Raw genomic sequence first — 14,857 nt, forward strand, 5'->3', positions numbered from 1 at the left:
AATAATAAGTTGAAATAATAATGATGATCAATTCGATATTAAGTCATCTAAAGCGCATTGCATTCTTCTGCTGTGTCACTTTTATAGCAGCTTGTGGTTCGCAGGATCAAGCGCCTAAACCGGGTGAGTATGGGCAAATTTTGTTCCAGCATGCGGTGTTAAGTACCGAAGAAATTCAGCAATTACTCACAGAAAGTCAAAGCGATACAAATGCATTAAACACTAAAAATTTTGCAGTGGATTACACGGCGACATCGAGCCAAAACCCATATCGTGCAGTCTTGTTGGTCAAAGGTAGGGCAATGATCAGTGGTGAGGTATCTGTAAAATTTCAAATTGATAACTACAATGCCGCTATTCAACAAACCTCAAGCAATCTTATGCAAATGGGTGCAGGTATTGATCAGGTTGAACGATTAGAAACATTGGATGCAGGACAAGAATTTATTTTTGTTATGGACGGTGCGCCTTTTTCAGTCAATGCTGCCAATGATCCAAATAGTATGACCAGTCAAATAAGTTTGTTAGAGTCGAGGAATGTAGAGTTTCAAAGTATTGAATTACAAATTTGGCAAGGCAAAGGTAGTCAATACGGTGTAATGCGCTATCTGTGGTTTATTGGATTTGTGTTGTTGATAATATGGGTTTATCACGTCATCGTGGAAAAAAAAGCCGATCAAGTCGAAGATTTTTTAAATCGGAGAAAGCGAAAATAATGCTATTCAGCAGTATAAAAAGGGAGCATGACGCTCCCTTTTTATTGAGTTTATTCAGCTTCCGTTGGGACGAGCATCAGCACAGATTCATTTAATAGCATGGCAATATCTTCTAAGATATCAGCATCATATAAAGATTCGTCTAGCGCTAGACTTTGGCCATCGGCAATGGTTTTTAAATGCACTGCAAATTCGTCTGAGATACAGATTCCTTCGCCATTTGCCCAAAACAAAATATCACCGTCTTGCTCTGTATATAGTAAGCGTGAAGCCGGTTCTAACATGAGTTGATAGCCTTGATCTAAGGCCTCTTCAAGATCACCAGTGCCGATTTCTTCGGCTTCAGGAATATTGTCAGGATATTTAGGTTCTGACATTAAGCTCATGATTGCATCTTCAAGTACGGTTGAATTTTGCAATTGTTCAAATAACTTTTCTTTTAAATACTCAAGTTCATTTTCAGTCACTTGGCCAATCGCACTGATTTGGTCACGTAAAATGTCAGTTAATGGATTTTTAAGTAGAGGATTGTCTGTGAATTTGTCTGTCACTCGATCCATCATTTCAGTGACATTTGGCATGCGGAAGCCAAATGAATAGGTCAGACATTCATCTTCAGCTACGCCATAGTGTGATAGGCCTGGTGGCACATAAAGTAAGTCGCCGGGAGCAAGCACTTCATCAAAATGTACGTCCATTTCTGGTAGTAAGCGAAGTGGTTGACCTTCTACAAATGCAGTATCTGCATCACACATCTGACCCAATTGCCAACGGCGATGACCATAGCCTTGTACGAGGAAGACATCGTAAAAATCAAAATGTTGTCCGACAGAGCCGCCTTTTTGTGCATACGACACCATGATGTCATCACGACGCCATTGCGGAATAAATGAAAACTGCTTCCAAAGCTCGGCTAGGTCAAAAGAATAATGATCGACAGCTTGAACCAATAAAGTCCACAGTTTCGGCATTTTTTGAAAATCGGCTTTAAGTAGTGGAGAAGATTTTACTGTCCATTGGTTAGGATTACGATCTTTTTGTTTGATGAGACGTGCAGTGACGTTATTTTCTAAAGCCAATTCTAGAACGTCTTTCGGTTCAAGTATTTGGGCAATTTCAGGGAGTGCATTTCGAACCAATAATGGTTTTTTTTGCCAATATTCGGCAAGGAATTGTTCAGCGCTGATGCCGCCGAGGATGTCAAGAGAATGAGCCATAGCTAAATACATACAATTTCAATGGATATATTGTCCCTTGAGATTCCAGTTTTTAGCAAGGCTCTATTTTATTAAATTATTTCGATTAGCTTGAGACTATTTTAAAGGATTGTCTTTGAGATATTGCATGACTAATTTTTCAACTTCCAAATCATAGCTATTGGCAGCAGCCGTAGTCGCTGAAAATTTCATGAATTGCTCAAAATGTGCATTGGTATCAATTTTAGTATTTTCTTTATCAGACATTAATTTGAAATGATTCGGCATGACTTTTGCCATCATTTCAACGTTTTCGGTTTGTAATTTTAGAAGTTTTTTTACTTCAACTGTTTGTGGCTGAATGCTTTCAAATTTTTGTTTGCCTAGAGCAACCAGTTTATTGATTTGTTGTTCTGGCGTGTTACTACCACCGGTTTTGGTTTTAGTGCCTAGTTGTTGAATGATTTGCTCCTGCATCGCAGCGCCTTGTTGTTCTAATTCAGCATAGATAAATTTATATTGAACCCACTCATTGACTAAGTTTTTGTTGTATTGCTGAGAGTTGGTCACAGTTTGATTCACTGTATTGGTATGACCGTTTGTCGAACAAAATAGAAGGCTAATGCTAATGAGGCTAGATGAAATTAAATTAAACGTTTTCATGTTTTCAGTTCTTGGTTGTAATAAATAAGTAAGTGACTTTTTAATCATTAGCCCATAAAGAGCTAATGATGTGTTTATTATGCTGTAACAGATAAAGATTTTAAAATTATGGGACTAAGATCTTAAGCTCACGCAAAATATTGCAGAGTTTAATCATCGGCATACCCATGAGTGTAGTTTGGTCTTGCCCGATCATTTCTTCAAATAAGCTAATCCCTAAACTTTCACATTTAAAACTGCCAGCGCAGTGTAACGGTTGTTCAACCTGAACATAACGTTCAATTTCAGGCAAGCTAAGTTTGCGAAACTTCACTTTATAGTGCTCGACAAGGGTTTGTTCAAAACCTGTCGATTTTTGTTGGACACTGAGTGCCGTACTGAAATAAACGATTTTGTCAGAATTGGCTTGAAGCTGCTTAATGGCTTTTTCATCGCAAAGCGGTTTACCGATAAAAATATCTGGTGCGCCTTCGCGCCATGCGACTTGGTCAGAACCAATCACAATCGCGTCTGGGTGTTGGTTTGCAATTGCTGAAGCTTTTTCAAATGCCAGTCGCTTTGCTAACTCATCAGCGTGGTTCTCACCACGAGGTGTTTCGTCTATATCTGGTACGATTGAGAGGTAATCAATCCGTAAACGGTCCATTAGGTCTTTACGGGTTTGGCTGCTAGAAGCCAAAATGATTTTGGAAGTACTCATTACACTGCATATTCCATAAGTACATCAAGCGGTACATAAGACAGCACCGCTTGGTGACACGCTTGTATTTTAATAGGTGGGGCAAATCCTTCTTGATACGCTTCCACCCAGCGAGTCACACAGATACACCAGAAGTCACCAGGTTGTAGTCCTGGAAAACCAACTTCGGGTAAGGGTGTGATTAGGTCATTGCCAACTTTTTGGGAAAAGTTTAAAAATTCAGATGTCATTTGTGCACACATCGTATGCTGACCAAGGTCTGTTGTTGCTGTATGGCAAAAGCCATTTCTAAAATATCCGGTAATCGGATCAAAACAACAGCTTGCCAAGGGTTCGCCTAAAACATTTAAACGATTAATATTTGGGTCTGGATGAATCGACATAAGCGCTGAATCTTTATAAGGCTTTTCGCTATCATAACAAAACTTTGGCTCGACATAGCTTTTCTGCAAAAGAAGCTAACGTTTTTCTGCATAATCATTTAAAATCGTCGCGTTTTGATATCAATAAAAGAGAGTAATGCATGAACTTTCAGCGTATGACTGACCTAGATTTGGCGGGTAAACGTGTTCTGATCCGTGAAGATCTTAACGTACCAGTTAAAAATGGCGTGATTACAAGCGATGCACGTTTACGTGCGGCGTTGCCAACAATTAAAGCAGCTTTAGAAAAAGGTGCTGCTGTAATGGTGTATTCACACTTAGGTCGTCCTGTTGAAGGTGAGCCTAAAGCAGAACAGTCTCTAGCACCTGTAGCCGCTTATTTAACAGAAGCTTTGGGTCAAGATGTTCAACTGATCACTGATTATTTAGACGGTGTTGACGTTGCGCCAGGTCAAGTGGTTTTACTAGAAAACTGCCGTTTCAACGTAGGTGAAAAGAAAAACAATCCTGAATTATCTGCTAAATATGCAGCACTTTGTGATGTTTACGTTATGGATGCATTTGGTACGGCTCACCGTGCAGAAGCATCGACTGAAGGCGTAGCACGTTGTGCAAAAGTGGCTGCCGCAGGTCCTTTACTTGCTGCTGAGCTTGATGCGCTAGGCCGTGCACTTAAAACTCCTGCAAAACCAATGGTTGCGATTGTTGCAGGCTCAAAAGTTTCTACTAAATTAGATGTATTAACTTCACTATCTGACATCTGTGATCAATTGATCGTGGGTGGTGGTATTGCCAATACATTCTTAGCTGCTGCGGGCTTCAATGTTGGTAAATCACTTTGTGAAAATGACCTGATCGACACAGCAAAAGCCATTGCTGCAAAAGTATCTGTACCACTTCCAACAGATGTGGTTGTTGCTGATGCTGCTGAAATTGATTTTGCAGACTTCCTCGGTTCATTAGCTGCTGCTAAAGCTGTCGTGAAAAAAGTTGAAGATGTAACAGACAACGACATGATTTTGGATGTGGGCCCTGAAACTGCAAAAGCATTTGCAGAAATCTTGAAAACTTCAAAAACTATTCTATGGAATGGTCCAGTAGGTGTGTTTGAAGTTGATCAATTCGGCGAAGGCACCAAAGCATTGTCTTTAGCGATTGCAGAATCTGAAGGCTTCTCGATCGCGGGTGGTGGTGACACGCTTGCTGCAATTGATAAATATGAAGTTGCAGACAAAATTGGTTACATCTCGACTGGTGGTGGTGCTTTCCTTGAATTCGTAGAAGGTAAAACACTCCCTGCTGTAGCAGCGCTTCTTGACCGTGCTTAATTTAGTATTATTAATAAGATAATACAGTATTAAAAAAGGTTGGCTTCGGTCAGCCTTTTTTTATCGCCCATTCATTTTGCCGTCATTAAAGTGCAATATTTCTGCAATAAAATTCATCGCAACACCTAATTCGAAGTAGTAGGAAACAACGATGAACTTAAAACTTGCACTTGCTGTACTTTTAATCGCACCATTAACTTTGACAGCTTGTGCTAAAAAAGAGTCTGCACCAACGGAATCAGAAGCATCTGCTGTTGCCGTAGACAATGCTCAAACAACGCCAGAACAACAAAAAGCCATTGATGAACTTGATAAGCCAGTATTGGATGAAAAGAACCAAGATGTTCCTGCTGAAATTGCAAATGCACCTGCAGACGAAGCAACAGCTGACGCTGAAACAGCCGCTTCAGCAACAGCAGCTCACTAAGATTGTTGTCTTTATTTAAAAAGTCCCTGCAAATGCAGGGATTTTTTTTTAAATAGTGTTATTTGTTGCTGAATTGAAATGATTGAGCATGTAGAATATGCGGCATTACCTGGGAGGATATTATGGCTCTTATTTCATTGCGCCAGCTCTTGGATCACGCCGGCGAACATGCTTACGGCGTACCAGCATTCAACGTAAACAACTTAGAACAAATGCGTGCAATTATGCTTGCAGCAGATGCAACAAATTCACCTGTAATTGTACAAGCATCTGCGGGTGCACGTAAGTATGCAGGCGCTCCGTTCTTGCGTCATTTGATTTTGGCAGCAATCGAAGAATGGCCACATATTCCTGTGGTTATGCACCAAGACCATGGTACTAGCCCTGATGTATGTCAACGTTCTATTCAACTTGGCTTCTCATCAGTGATGATGGACGGTTCTTTAGGTGAAGACGGTAAAACGCCAACTTCATACGAATACAACGTAGACGTGACTCGTCGTACTGTTCAAATGGCACATGCGTGTGGCGTTTCAGTAGAAGGCGAAATCGGTTGTTTAGGTAGCCTTGAAACTGGTATGGCTGGTGAAGAAGATGGTGTAGGCGCTGAAGGCGTACTTGATCATTCTCAGCTTTTAACTTCAGTTGAAGAAGCGCGTTCATTTGTAGCTGATACCAATGTTGACGCACTTGCAATTGCAGTGGGTACTTCACACGGTGCGTACAAATTTACTCGCCCACCTACAGGTGACATCTTAGCGATTGACCGTATTAAAGAAATTCACGCTGCGTTACCAAATACGCATCTTGTAATGCACGGTTCAAGCTCTGTGCCACAAGAATGGTTAGCTGTAATTAATGAATTCGGTGGTAACATCGGCGAAACTTATGGTGTTCCAGTAGACCAACTTGTAGACGCAATCAAACACGGTGTTCGTAAAATTAACATCGATACTGACTTACGTCTTGCATCTACAGGTGCTATGCGCCGTATGATGGCTGAAAAACCAGCTGAATTTGACCCACGTAAATTCTTCTCTGCAACTGTTGATGCGATGAAACAAATTTGTATCGATCGTTATGAAGCATTTGGTACAGCGGGTAATGCTGACAAGATTCGTCCAATTTCTTTAGAGAAAATGGTGAGTCACTATAAATAATTTGTCTTGAGATAGATTATTTTTGAAGAAAAGCCCACAATTAAGTGGGCTTTTCTTTGATTTGAACTTAGAAAAATTGCTTTAAATACAACTCAAGAATAAGAGCGTGTCATGGAATTGATCTTTGCTGCCGCGATTTGCAGTGTTCTCGTTTCAGTAATTCTAAAACTATGTCGTGATCGGGGTTTTAACCCTGCACAAATGATCACATGGAATTATGCATCTGCGAGTATTTTATGTTTTCTATGGTTTAAGCCGGATCTAGCTCATATTTCGATTAATAAAACGCCGTGGGTTTTAATTGCGGCTTTGGGTGTATTACTGCCGACGATTTTTTATTGCTTAGCACGCTCACTGCAAACAGCGGGTATTTTAAAAACCGAATTGGCTCAGCGCTTATCTGTTGTGCTTTCTCTTAGCGCAGCCTATTTTATTTTCAGTGAATATTTTAATGCCATTAAGCTCATTGGTATCGCACTTGGTGTACTTGCGGTATTGCTGATTTTATTTTCACAGCGCAAGGGAAGCATTGATGGAAAGCAGGGGATTTTATTTTTATTGAGCGTTTGGGCAGGCTATGCACTGATTGATGTGCTATTAAAATTTGCTTCAGGTTTGGGCATGCAGTTTGCGGTGACTTTAAATTTGGTGTTTATTTGTGCATTTTTACTTTCGAGCATTTATAACATCGTACAGCACGGCAGTTTGGGGCAGACCAAAAACATCCTTGCAGGATTGGGCTTAGGTCTCTTAAACTTTGCTAATATTGCACTGTATGTGAAAGCCCATATGTTGCTTAAAGACACACCTGCAATCGTGTTTGCTGGAATGAATATTTTGGTCGTGGTTTTAGGTGTGGTTGCGGGCCTTATCATCTTTAAAGAAAAATTGAGAGTCGCAACCGTATTTGGTTTGATTGCAGGGATCATGAGTGTGGTTTGCTTAGCATATGCCATGTCTGTCTAAGATAATTTTTAGCAAAAACGATCGGGTGTTGTAGTAAATCATCCCATTCAGCCACGCCCATGAGCAGTCCTTGATCTCGACAGGTTGGACACTCTGGGCAGTGATGATCTGTATATTGATAAGTATGCAGATACATTTGATGGCAATGACCGCATTCAAACTTCATCGGCATTTGTAGTAAATATGACATGTCCCACCTCTGCTTGAATTGTTGTTTTGATTCAAATTATTCAGCAAAGTTCAGACCAATTTATAAATTTTCTATTTTCACATTGTTGCTAAATATGTCGTTATTAAAAAAGCCCTCGTATTGAGGGCTTTTAGTTTTAGAAGCTTAGTTAACGTGTGAGTTGTTGAAATCGTTGTAAGGTATTTTCAAAATAACATTTACCCACTGCAACGGGGTGTTTTAGGAAATCTTGAGTTTCAATCGTGCCTTGTAACTGACCCGGTTGTTTACAGTTTGGGCAGTTTGGATAGCTATGAAGCATATCGCCCGCATATTTTTGTAAATAAACCGTATTGCACGCTTCGCAATGAAATTTCATGGGTAATTTTATAGCTGTAGGCATAGGGAGAGACCTGAGTATATTTTGAGCAGAATATACTCGATAATTGTTTAAATAATAAGTCCCGAAATGACAAAAAAGAGGCAAAATTGCCCCTTTCGTCGGTTTTATGGAAAGCTTAGAGGTGTGTAAAAATTTCTTCAGCATTCAGACGTGATTTAGGTAATTTCGCATTGAAATCATTTTCACTTCGATAACCTAAAGTCATCAGTACAGAAGGAATCAAGTTTTGTTCAACTAAGCCCAATTCTTCAGTGATGATCGCTTCGTCAAATCCACCAATCGGTGTTGCATCGACACCTTCAATGCCTGCTGCCAAAAGCATTTGACCTAAAGCAATAAATGTTTGGTTTTCAGCCCAACGTTGAATATCACCTTTTTCATTACGATAATAATCGACATAACCTGTACGGCTGTCTTTTTGACCTTGTTTTGCTTTGTCATCTTTAAAGCGACCACTACGATCATCCTGATTTAAAAGATTATCTAAATGCTCTGCAGTGATGTCTGCTTTAGTACAGAATAAAATCGTATGTGATGAATCTAAAACTTTTGGGGCATTGTAGGCATATTTTCCTACTAAGGCTTTGGCAATGCGTTGTTTGGCTGCATCATGATCTGCAATAAAAAAATGCCAAGGCTGAATATTAATGGAAGATGGTGTTAAACGGAGTATTTGTAATAAACGCTCAAATTGTTCCTGTGGAATTTTTTTAGCAGGATTATATGCTTTCGTGGTATAGCGTTGTTTTGATACGTTTAACAGATCCATCGAATATCTCCAGATATAGTTTGCTGTAGTTTAGCGGATAAATGGACAAATGGTCTAAGGAGAAAATTTTCCAAGGATAGATCTTAGTCGTATATGCTGTACTCATTGGCTAAAAATTAACAGATTTAAGCTGTATGAAGTGCGAATTAGAGTTATATAAAATCATAAGATAGATAAATGCTATTGGTAGTTTTTGCCAAAAGGCGTTTAATCAATTGTAGTTAATCATAGTTTAAGCATGAGACAGCAGCGATGGATTACACCAATCATTTCAAGAAAAAATTAAAAACCGAACAGCAGATTGGTTTGTGGGTCGGTTTAGCCGATGCTTATGGTACTGAAATAGCTGCAAATGCAGGTTATGACTGGTTGCTCATTGATGGTGAGCATGCGCCAAGTGACTTGCGGACGACATTGTCGCAACTGCAAAGTATTGCAGCATATCCTTCGCAGGCTGTGGTTCGACCTCCAATTGGTAGTGTGCAACTGATTAAACAATTGTTGGATATCGGTGCGCAAACCTTGCTCATCCCTATGGTCGAAACTGTTGAACAAGCTCAACTTATGGTTAAGGCAGTACGTTATCCACCCGAGGGTATTAGAGGCGTTGGTGCAGCATTAGCACGTGCAACACGTTGGAACAGTATTGCTGACTATTATGCAAATGCACATGAAAATATCTGTTTACTGATTCAGATTGAGTCGGTTGAAGGGATTAAAAACTTAGATGAAATACTGAAAATTGATGGCATCGATGGGGTGTTTATTGGTGCCGTGGATTTGTCGGCGACGATGGGTTATCAAGGGAATCCGAATCATCCTGAAGTACAAAAAACCGTGATTGATGCGATTCAGCGCATACGTAAGGCGGGTAAAGCTGCAGGTATTTTGTCAACACAGCATGATGCGACTCAAAAGTATATCGAGTTAGGCACAGAATTTGTTGCCGTGGGTGTCGATACCAGTGTGCTCATGAATTCGTTACGTGAACTTTTATCGAAATACAAAAATGATACCCCAGTTACGAAAACAGAAGGTGGTTACTAAGCGATACAGCCTTCGTTATATTATTCACTGTATGGGTAATTAATTTACTCGATGGTTAAAATTTTAATTCAATAATTTTAGCAAAAGTAGTAGCTTAGAGTATATGTAAACTCTACTTTTGCTAATCAAAGCGCAATATTGTATACTTCTGCTTAACTCGAAGCGGGTAATGTTCCTGCTTATCTTTTTTATTTAGCTGATTGTGATTTATCTGTATTCAAGCTTCTGACTTGAATCTTATCTTTGTAACTACAGAATTATTATTCCAAACCCGATTGATTAATCTCTTTGTTCTGTCACAAAAAGCTCACATGTTGAGTAAATCTTTTGAATATTTTAAATACTTGGCAAACTGCCAAAGCTGTAAATGGCGATGAAATTAATGTGAAATTGGTGCCTTTGAAACGTCAACAAAATACCAATGCTGGTTTAATTTGGGTGGATGTTGGGCAAATGATTGAATTAGAAACAGGCGAGACATTTAACCTGAATCTAGATGGCAAAAGCTTCTATACTGGCCCAAACCAGCTATATCGCTTAGCCTGAAAGCAAAAAACAGCAGATCATCTGCTGTTTTTTTTTGCCTAAATAAAGCGGCTTAAACCATTTCTACGTGTTGATTGATGTTCCCAACTTGAGCGTGGTTTTTATATCGGTATTGCGCCGCACGGTGGTTGTCGGGCAATTTCGCGCCTTGGCCGAAGAGTTTTTCACGCAAGGTTCCGTCAGCATATTCTGTTTGATATACACCACGACGTTGTAATTCTGGTACCACGTATTCCACAATATCTTCAAAACTCTTATGCGCCAATATGTAGGCTAAGTTAAAGCCATCGATACCAGTGTACTCAATCCACTCTTGTAAGCGGTCTGCCACGGTTGCTGGAGAGCCGACAATAACAGGTCCGTTACCGCCGACACTGGTCCATTTTGCAATTTCCTCAATCGTCCAAATTTTATCAGGATCTGCCTCTACATAAGATTGCAGCATAGATTGAATGGCATCGGTTTGAATGTATTCCACTTGATCTGTTGGTTTAAACTGAGAAAAGTCGACACCTGACCAGCCAGAAGCCAGGGTCAAGCCGCCGTCATAGCTGCCATATTGCTGATATTCACGGAACTTAGCTTGGGCTTTTTCATCGGTTTCATCAACCACTATGGCCAGCATGGTATAGATCAGAACAGAATTCGGATCTTTGCCTTCTTTCACTAAATTATGCCGAATACCATCTGCCAGTTTTTTTACAGCAATTTGAGTTGGTGCAGAGATGAAAACACATTCCGCATTTTGACTAGCAAACTGTTGTCCGCGTGCTGAAGCGCCAGCTTGATATAAAACCGGTGTACGCTGGGGTGAAGGTTCGCAAATATGAATGCCAGGAACTGTAAAGTATTTTCCTTCATGTTGAATTGGATGCACTTTGCGGTGATCAGCAAAGATACCATTTTGTTTATCGCGTAGCACAGCATCATCATCCCAAGAACCTTCCCAGAGTTTATAGAGGACCTCTAAATATTCATCTGCGATATCATAGCGGTTATCATGGCTGACTTGGGTTTTCAGACCTAGATTTTTAGAGCCACTTTCTAGATAAGAAGTCACAATGTTCCAACCTGCACGGCCTTTCGTTAGATGATCCAAAGTACTCATACGCCTTGCGAAAGGATAGGGGTGCTCAAATGAAATTGAAGTCGTGACACCAAAGCCTAAATGTTTGGTGACGGCTGCCATTGCGGGAACAATTTGCAAAGGATCATTCACTGGCACTTGCACTGCGCCAGTCAGCGCATGTTCAGCAGAACCATGATAGACATCATAGATACCCAAAACATCTGCTATAAAGACACCATCAAATTTTCCGCGTTCTAAAATTTTTGCTAAGTCAGTCCAATATTCTAAGTCTTTGTATTCGGTGGAACGGTCTAGGGGGTGACGCCATAGACCGGGTGACTGATGTGCAATACAGTTCATTTCAAAGGCATTGAAGCGAATATTTTTAGACATGATTTTTTACTGGGTTATTTAATCTCTTGCATAAGAGGGTATATAAAAATACAGCTGCATTTATTAATAAAAAGTCAAAAACAAATCTGAATAAATGCTAATCATAATTTTTGAATACTTCATATATTCATATGGATAAGCAGATATTTTTTTGTTTGGTACGGCTTATAAAGATTTTGTTTGACAATTAAAAATGTAAATTCCATGTCATGAAAACTGATTTGTTTTGATGATAATTCTATAAATAATCAAAATAAAAAGTGCTAGCTTATTTGAATAATATCTAAACTGAGCATTTTAATAATGACTTCAAAAATTGAAATTAAATTAAAAGAGGCGCAAAACATTCCGCGCGATTTCTATCAACCTAACGGTTTAGCGCATATTATTCGATCTGATCAAGAAGCTATCGAGGTTGCTGAACAATTAGCTGTGGAATTTACAAAAGAATCAGCTAAACGCGATCATGAACGCCGCTTACCTTTACAGGAAGTACAGCAATATTCAGCATCAGGTTTGTGGGGCATTACTGTACCGCGTCAATTTGGTGGTGCAGGAGTGAGTTATAAAACCCTTGCAGAAGTGGTCAAAATTATTTCTAGTGCAGACTCATCCCTAGGACAAATTGCTCAAAACCATTGGGCCTTTGTCGAGCATATTCGTTTGGATGCAAATCCATCACAGCAAGAGTTTTTCTTTGATCAAGTCTTACAAGGTAAACGCTTTGGCAATGCATTTTCAGAAAAAGGTTCCAAAACAGTTGCAGAATTAACAACAGCCATTGAGTTTAAAGATGATCATGCGCTCATTAATGGTCAAAAATTCTTTGCAACAGGCGCTTTGCTTGCACATTGGATACCTGTTGTTGCTGTGAATGATGGAAAGCCTTATGCAGCCTTAGTACCCCAGCATACGCCGGGTTTAACCATTATTAACGACTGGAGTGGTTTTGGACAAAGAACGACAGTCAGCGGTTCTGTACTGTTGGACAATGTCAAAGTGGATTTAAATCACATTGTACCCATTCATCAAGCTTTTGAACGTCCAACGGCTGCGGGCGCTATTTCTCAATTCATTCAATCTGCTGTCGATGCTGGTATTGCGCGCGGTGCGATTAATGAAACGATTCAATATGTGCGCCAGCATGCACGTCCTTGGATTGATTCGGGCTTAGAAAAGGCGGTGCAAGATCCGTATACGATTGCCAACATCGGCGAGTTGAAAATTAAACTCCGAGCTGCAGAGGCAGTGTTGGCTTTGGCGGGTGAAGCGATAGACCGAGCCGTAGAGAACCCAACAGAAGAAACGGTGTCAGAGGCAACACTACTAACAGCAGAATCTAAGGTCCTGACGACTGAAATTGCGTTACTTGCGGCGAATAAACTATTTGAACTCTCAGGCACACGATCAACGTTGTCTGAGCTGAATTTAGACCGTCATTGGCGTAATGCGCGCACGCATACTTTGCACGATCCCGTACGTTGGAAGCTGAATATTGTAGGCAACTACTATTTAAATGATGTACCACCGCCGCGCCATGCTTGGAGTTAAGAGGAGAAGATTATGACGATTCAAAATAATAAACAGCCCTTATCTTTAGGTGCTGACTATGATCAAGTGGCCGCTAAGTTCCGTCCGATTTTTCAGAGAATTGCAGAAGGCGCTTTGGCGCGGGAACAAAATAGGAAACTGCCGTATGATGCAATTTCATTGTTAAAACAAGCTGGATTTGGTGCGGTCCGTGTACCCGTGGCTTTTGGCGGTGAAGGGGTTTCACAAAAACAGTTGTTTCAGCTGTTAATTGAATTGGCTAAGGCCGATTCTAATGTTGTACAGGCATTAAGAGGTCATTTTGCTTTTGTAGAAGACCGTTTAAATGCGCAAAAAACACAAGATCAAACGGTTTGGTTTAAGCGCTTTCTGCAAGGCGATTTGGTCGGTAATGCTTGGACAGAAATCGGAAAAGTTGAAATTGGAGATGTTGTTACCCGAGTTACTGAAAATGCGCAAGGTCAGCTAAGGGTCAATGGTCAAAAATACTATTCTACCGGAACAATCTTTGCAGATTGGATCGATCTATTCGCTTTAGATGAAACAACGAATCAACATGTTATAGCCGCAGTTTCAACATATGACGCTGGCATAAAAGTATACGATGATTGGGATGGCTTTGGCCAAAAAACCACAGGCAGCGGCACACTGAATATTCAAGATGTTAGTATTGATCGTGATCATATTTTGCCGTTCGATCAGCGCTTTAAATATCAAACGGCGTTCTATCAGGTCGTGCATTTGGCAACGCTGGCAGGTATAGCACAAAATGCTGTGGACGTTTTCAGTAATGAAGTCCGTGAACGCACACGTATTTACAGCCATGGTAATGCTGATTTAGTTCGAGATGATGCACAAATTTTACAAGTGATTGGTAAGGCGTCGGCACAGTCTTATGCAGCTGAAGCAATTACACTTCGTGCAGCAGAAGCTTTGGATGTCGCATATTTAAGTCATTTTCAGTCTGATACCCAGTTGGATCAGCAAGCGAATGACCGTGCGGAGCTTGAATCCTCTAAAGGGCAAGTGGTCATATCAGAGTTGGTACTAAATTTGAGTTGTGAGTTGTTTAACGCCTTGGGTGCTTCAGCAAGCTCGACAACTAAACAGTTAGACCGCTTTTGGCGTAATGCTCGTGTAGTGTCATCGCATAATCCACTTATTTATAAACAGAAAGTCATTGGTGATTGGGAGATTAATCAAACGCCGCTACCATATGTATGGCAAATTGGTAATAGTCCAGCAGTTAAGCAACCTGTCATTGCTGCTTAATTAATATCTGAAGATGTTCACTGTGGATGAAAGTAGTCCATAGTGAATTCCTTGTGAAATTATTTTTAAGTTTAAACTTTGTTTTTTTAAGTTTTAAAT

At 40.2% G+C, this 14,857-nt stretch carries 17 protein-coding genes; 9 read left to right on the forward strand and 8 right to left on the reverse strand.

Annotation, left to right across the window (positions count from 1 at the left end):
• Window positions 1–20 precede the first annotated feature (20 nt).
• Window positions 21–716, forward strand: a complete 696-nt coding sequence (locus FTU34_RS04135; RefSeq protein WP_180034798.1) for a hypothetical protein — start codon at window positions 21–23, stop codon at window positions 714–716.
• Between the two features lie 50 nt (window positions 717–766).
• Here FTU34_RS04135 and FTU34_RS04140 read toward each other — a convergent pair whose 3' ends face one another.
• From FTU34_RS04140 to FTU34_RS04155, 4 genes are all read right to left on the reverse strand, one after another.
• Window positions 767–1,933, reverse strand: a complete 1,167-nt coding sequence (locus tag FTU34_RS04140; protein WP_180034799.1) for a cupin domain-containing protein — start codon at window positions 1,931–1,933, stop codon at window positions 767–769.
• A 96-nt stretch (window positions 1,934–2,029) separates the two neighbouring features.
• Complete coding sequence (locus FTU34_RS04145) at window positions 2,030–2,575, reverse strand: hypothetical protein (protein ID WP_162689708.1); 546 nt, start codon at window positions 2,573–2,575, stop codon at window positions 2,030–2,032.
• 106 nt (window positions 2,576–2,681) lie between these two features.
• Window positions 2,682–3,275, reverse strand: a complete 594-nt coding sequence (locus tag FTU34_RS04150) for a nucleoside triphosphate pyrophosphatase (protein WP_078193512.1) — start codon at window positions 3,273–3,275, stop codon at window positions 2,682–2,684.
• Window positions 3,275–3,658: a DUF2237 family protein gene (locus tag FTU34_RS04155; protein WP_078193708.1), complete on the reverse strand. Its 384-nt coding sequence runs from the start codon at window positions 3,656–3,658 to the stop codon at window positions 3,275–3,277. Before FTU34_RS04155 ends, FTU34_RS04150 begins: the two co-directional genes overlap by 1 nt.
• 140 nt (window positions 3,659–3,798) lie before the next feature.
• On the opposite strand from FTU34_RS04155, the gene FTU34_RS04160 reads away from it, so the two are divergent.
• From FTU34_RS04160 to FTU34_RS04175, 4 genes are all read left to right on the forward strand, one after another.
• Window positions 3,799–4,986, forward strand: a complete 1,188-nt coding sequence (locus FTU34_RS04160) for a phosphoglycerate kinase (protein ID WP_180034800.1) — start codon at window positions 3,799–3,801, stop codon at window positions 4,984–4,986.
• A 151-nt stretch (window positions 4,987–5,137) separates the two neighbouring features.
• Window positions 5,138–5,413 (forward strand): hypothetical protein, encoded by a 276-nt coding sequence (locus FTU34_RS04165; RefSeq protein WP_180034801.1) that lies wholly within the window; start codon window positions 5,138–5,140, stop codon window positions 5,411–5,413.
• Window positions 5,414–5,535: 122 nt separating this feature from the next.
• On the forward strand, window positions 5,536–6,573 hold the full coding sequence (gene fba, locus FTU34_RS04170) for a class II fructose-bisphosphate aldolase (protein ID WP_078193509.1): 1,038 nt from the start codon (window positions 5,536–5,538) through the stop codon (window positions 6,571–6,573).
• Between the two features lie 111 nt (window positions 6,574–6,684).
• A complete protein-coding gene (locus FTU34_RS04175; protein WP_078193508.1) occupies window positions 6,685–7,539 on the forward strand; it encodes an EamA family transporter in 855 nt (284 codons plus the stop codon).
• Here FTU34_RS04175 and FTU34_RS04180 read toward each other — a convergent pair.
• From FTU34_RS04180 to nfsB, 3 genes are all read right to left on the reverse strand, one after another.
• Entirely contained in the window at window positions 7,499–7,729 is a 231-nt protein-coding gene (locus FTU34_RS04180; protein ID WP_168379675.1) for a hypothetical protein, read from the reverse strand. The genes FTU34_RS04175 and FTU34_RS04180 overlap by 41 nt on opposite strands.
• A gap of 148 nt (window positions 7,730–7,877) precedes the next feature.
• Window positions 7,878–8,111: a hypothetical protein gene (locus FTU34_RS04185; protein WP_078188692.1), complete on the reverse strand. Its 234-nt coding sequence runs from the start codon at window positions 8,109–8,111 to the stop codon at window positions 7,878–7,880.
• A 115-nt stretch (window positions 8,112–8,226) separates the two neighbouring features.
• Window positions 8,227–8,880 carry an oxygen-insensitive NAD(P)H nitroreductase gene (gene nfsB, locus FTU34_RS04190; RefSeq protein ID WP_111883737.1) on the reverse strand — a complete coding sequence of 218 codons (654 nt, stop codon included), beginning with the start codon at window positions 8,878–8,880 and terminating at the stop codon, window positions 8,227–8,229.
• Window positions 8,881–9,132: 252 nt separating this feature from the next.
• On the opposite strand from nfsB, the gene hpaI reads away from it, so the two are divergent.
• Window positions 9,133–9,927 carry a 4-hydroxy-2-oxoheptanedioate aldolase gene (hpaI, locus tag FTU34_RS04195; RefSeq protein WP_180034802.1) on the forward strand — a complete coding sequence of 265 codons (795 nt, stop codon included), beginning with the start codon at window positions 9,133–9,135 and terminating at the stop codon, window positions 9,925–9,927.
• Between the two features lie 327 nt (window positions 9,928–10,254).
• Window positions 10,255–10,473, forward strand: a complete 219-nt coding sequence (locus FTU34_RS04200) for a transposase (protein WP_111883736.1) — start codon at window positions 10,255–10,257, stop codon at window positions 10,471–10,473.
• A gap of 52 nt (window positions 10,474–10,525) precedes the next feature.
• Here FTU34_RS04200 and FTU34_RS04205 read toward each other — a convergent pair whose 3' ends face one another.
• Window positions 10,526–11,935: an LLM class flavin-dependent oxidoreductase gene (locus tag FTU34_RS04205; protein ID WP_180034803.1), complete on the reverse strand. Its 1,410-nt coding sequence runs from the start codon at window positions 11,933–11,935 to the stop codon at window positions 10,526–10,528.
• A 303-nt stretch (window positions 11,936–12,238) separates the two neighbouring features.
• Between FTU34_RS04205 and FTU34_RS04210 the strand changes: the two genes are divergently transcribed.
• Together FTU34_RS04210 and FTU34_RS04215 are read left to right on the forward strand one after the other, a co-directional pair.
• A complete protein-coding gene (locus tag FTU34_RS04210) occupies window positions 12,239–13,486 on the forward strand; it encodes an SfnB family sulfur acquisition oxidoreductase (protein WP_180034804.1) in 1,248 nt (415 codons plus the stop codon).
• A 12-nt stretch (window positions 13,487–13,498) separates the two neighbouring features.
• Window positions 13,499–14,758 carry a monooxygenase gene (locus tag FTU34_RS04215; protein WP_180034805.1) on the forward strand — a complete coding sequence of 420 codons (1,260 nt, stop codon included), beginning with the start codon at window positions 13,499–13,501 and terminating at the stop codon, window positions 14,756–14,758.
• Window positions 14,759–14,857: the final 99 nt, after the last annotated feature.

Source organism: Acinetobacter sp. YH12094 (assembly GCF_013419295.1).
Lineage (GTDB): Bacteria > Pseudomonadota > Gammaproteobacteria > Pseudomonadales > Moraxellaceae > Acinetobacter > Acinetobacter amyesii.

Bases quoted from the DNA above. Each gene is read 5' to 3' on its own strand.
- FTU34_RS04135 (WP_180034798.1), top strand. From the start codon at position 21: ATGATGATCAATTCGATATTAAGTCATCTAAAGCGCATTGCATTCTTC.
- FTU34_RS04140 (WP_180034799.1), bottom strand. From the start codon at position 1,933: ATGGCTCATTCTCTTGACATCCTCGGCGGCATCAGCGCTGAACAATTC.
- FTU34_RS04145 (WP_162689708.1), bottom strand. From the start codon at position 2,575: ATGAAAACGTTTAATTTAATTTCATCTAGCCTCATTAGCATTAGCCTT.
- FTU34_RS04150 (WP_078193512.1), bottom strand. From the start codon at position 3,275: ATGAGTACTTCCAAAATCATTTTGGCTTCTAGCAGCCAAACCCGTAAA.
- FTU34_RS04155 (WP_078193708.1), bottom strand. From the start codon at position 3,658: ATGTCGATTCATCCAGACCCAAATATTAATCGTTTAAATGTTTTAGGC.
- FTU34_RS04160 (WP_180034800.1), top strand. From the start codon at position 3,799: ATGAACTTTCAGCGTATGACTGACCTAGATTTGGCGGGTAAACGTGTT.
- FTU34_RS04165 (WP_180034801.1), top strand. From the start codon at position 5,138: ATGAACTTAAAACTTGCACTTGCTGTACTTTTAATCGCACCATTAACT.
- fba (WP_078193509.1), top strand. From the start codon at position 5,536: ATGGCTCTTATTTCATTGCGCCAGCTCTTGGATCACGCCGGCGAACAT.
- FTU34_RS04175 (WP_078193508.1), top strand. From the start codon at position 6,685: ATGGAATTGATCTTTGCTGCCGCGATTTGCAGTGTTCTCGTTTCAGTA.
- FTU34_RS04180 (WP_168379675.1), bottom strand. From the start codon at position 7,729: ATGTCATATTTACTACAAATGCCGATGAAGTTTGAATGCGGTCATTGC.
- FTU34_RS04185 (WP_078188692.1), bottom strand. From the start codon at position 8,111: ATGCCTACAGCTATAAAATTACCCATGAAATTTCATTGCGAAGCGTGC.
- nfsB (WP_111883737.1), bottom strand. From the start codon at position 8,880: ATGGATCTGTTAAACGTATCAAAACAACGCTATACCACGAAAGCATAT.
- hpaI (WP_180034802.1), top strand. From the start codon at position 9,133: ATGGATTACACCAATCATTTCAAGAAAAAATTAAAAACCGAACAGCAG.
- FTU34_RS04205 (WP_180034803.1), bottom strand. From the start codon at position 11,935: ATGTCTAAAAATATTCGCTTCAATGCCTTTGAAATGAACTGTATTGCA.
- FTU34_RS04210 (WP_180034804.1), top strand. From the start codon at position 12,239: ATGACTTCAAAAATTGAAATTAAATTAAAAGAGGCGCAAAACATTCCG.
- FTU34_RS04215 (WP_180034805.1), top strand. From the start codon at position 13,499: ATGACGATTCAAAATAATAAACAGCCCTTATCTTTAGGTGCTGACTAT.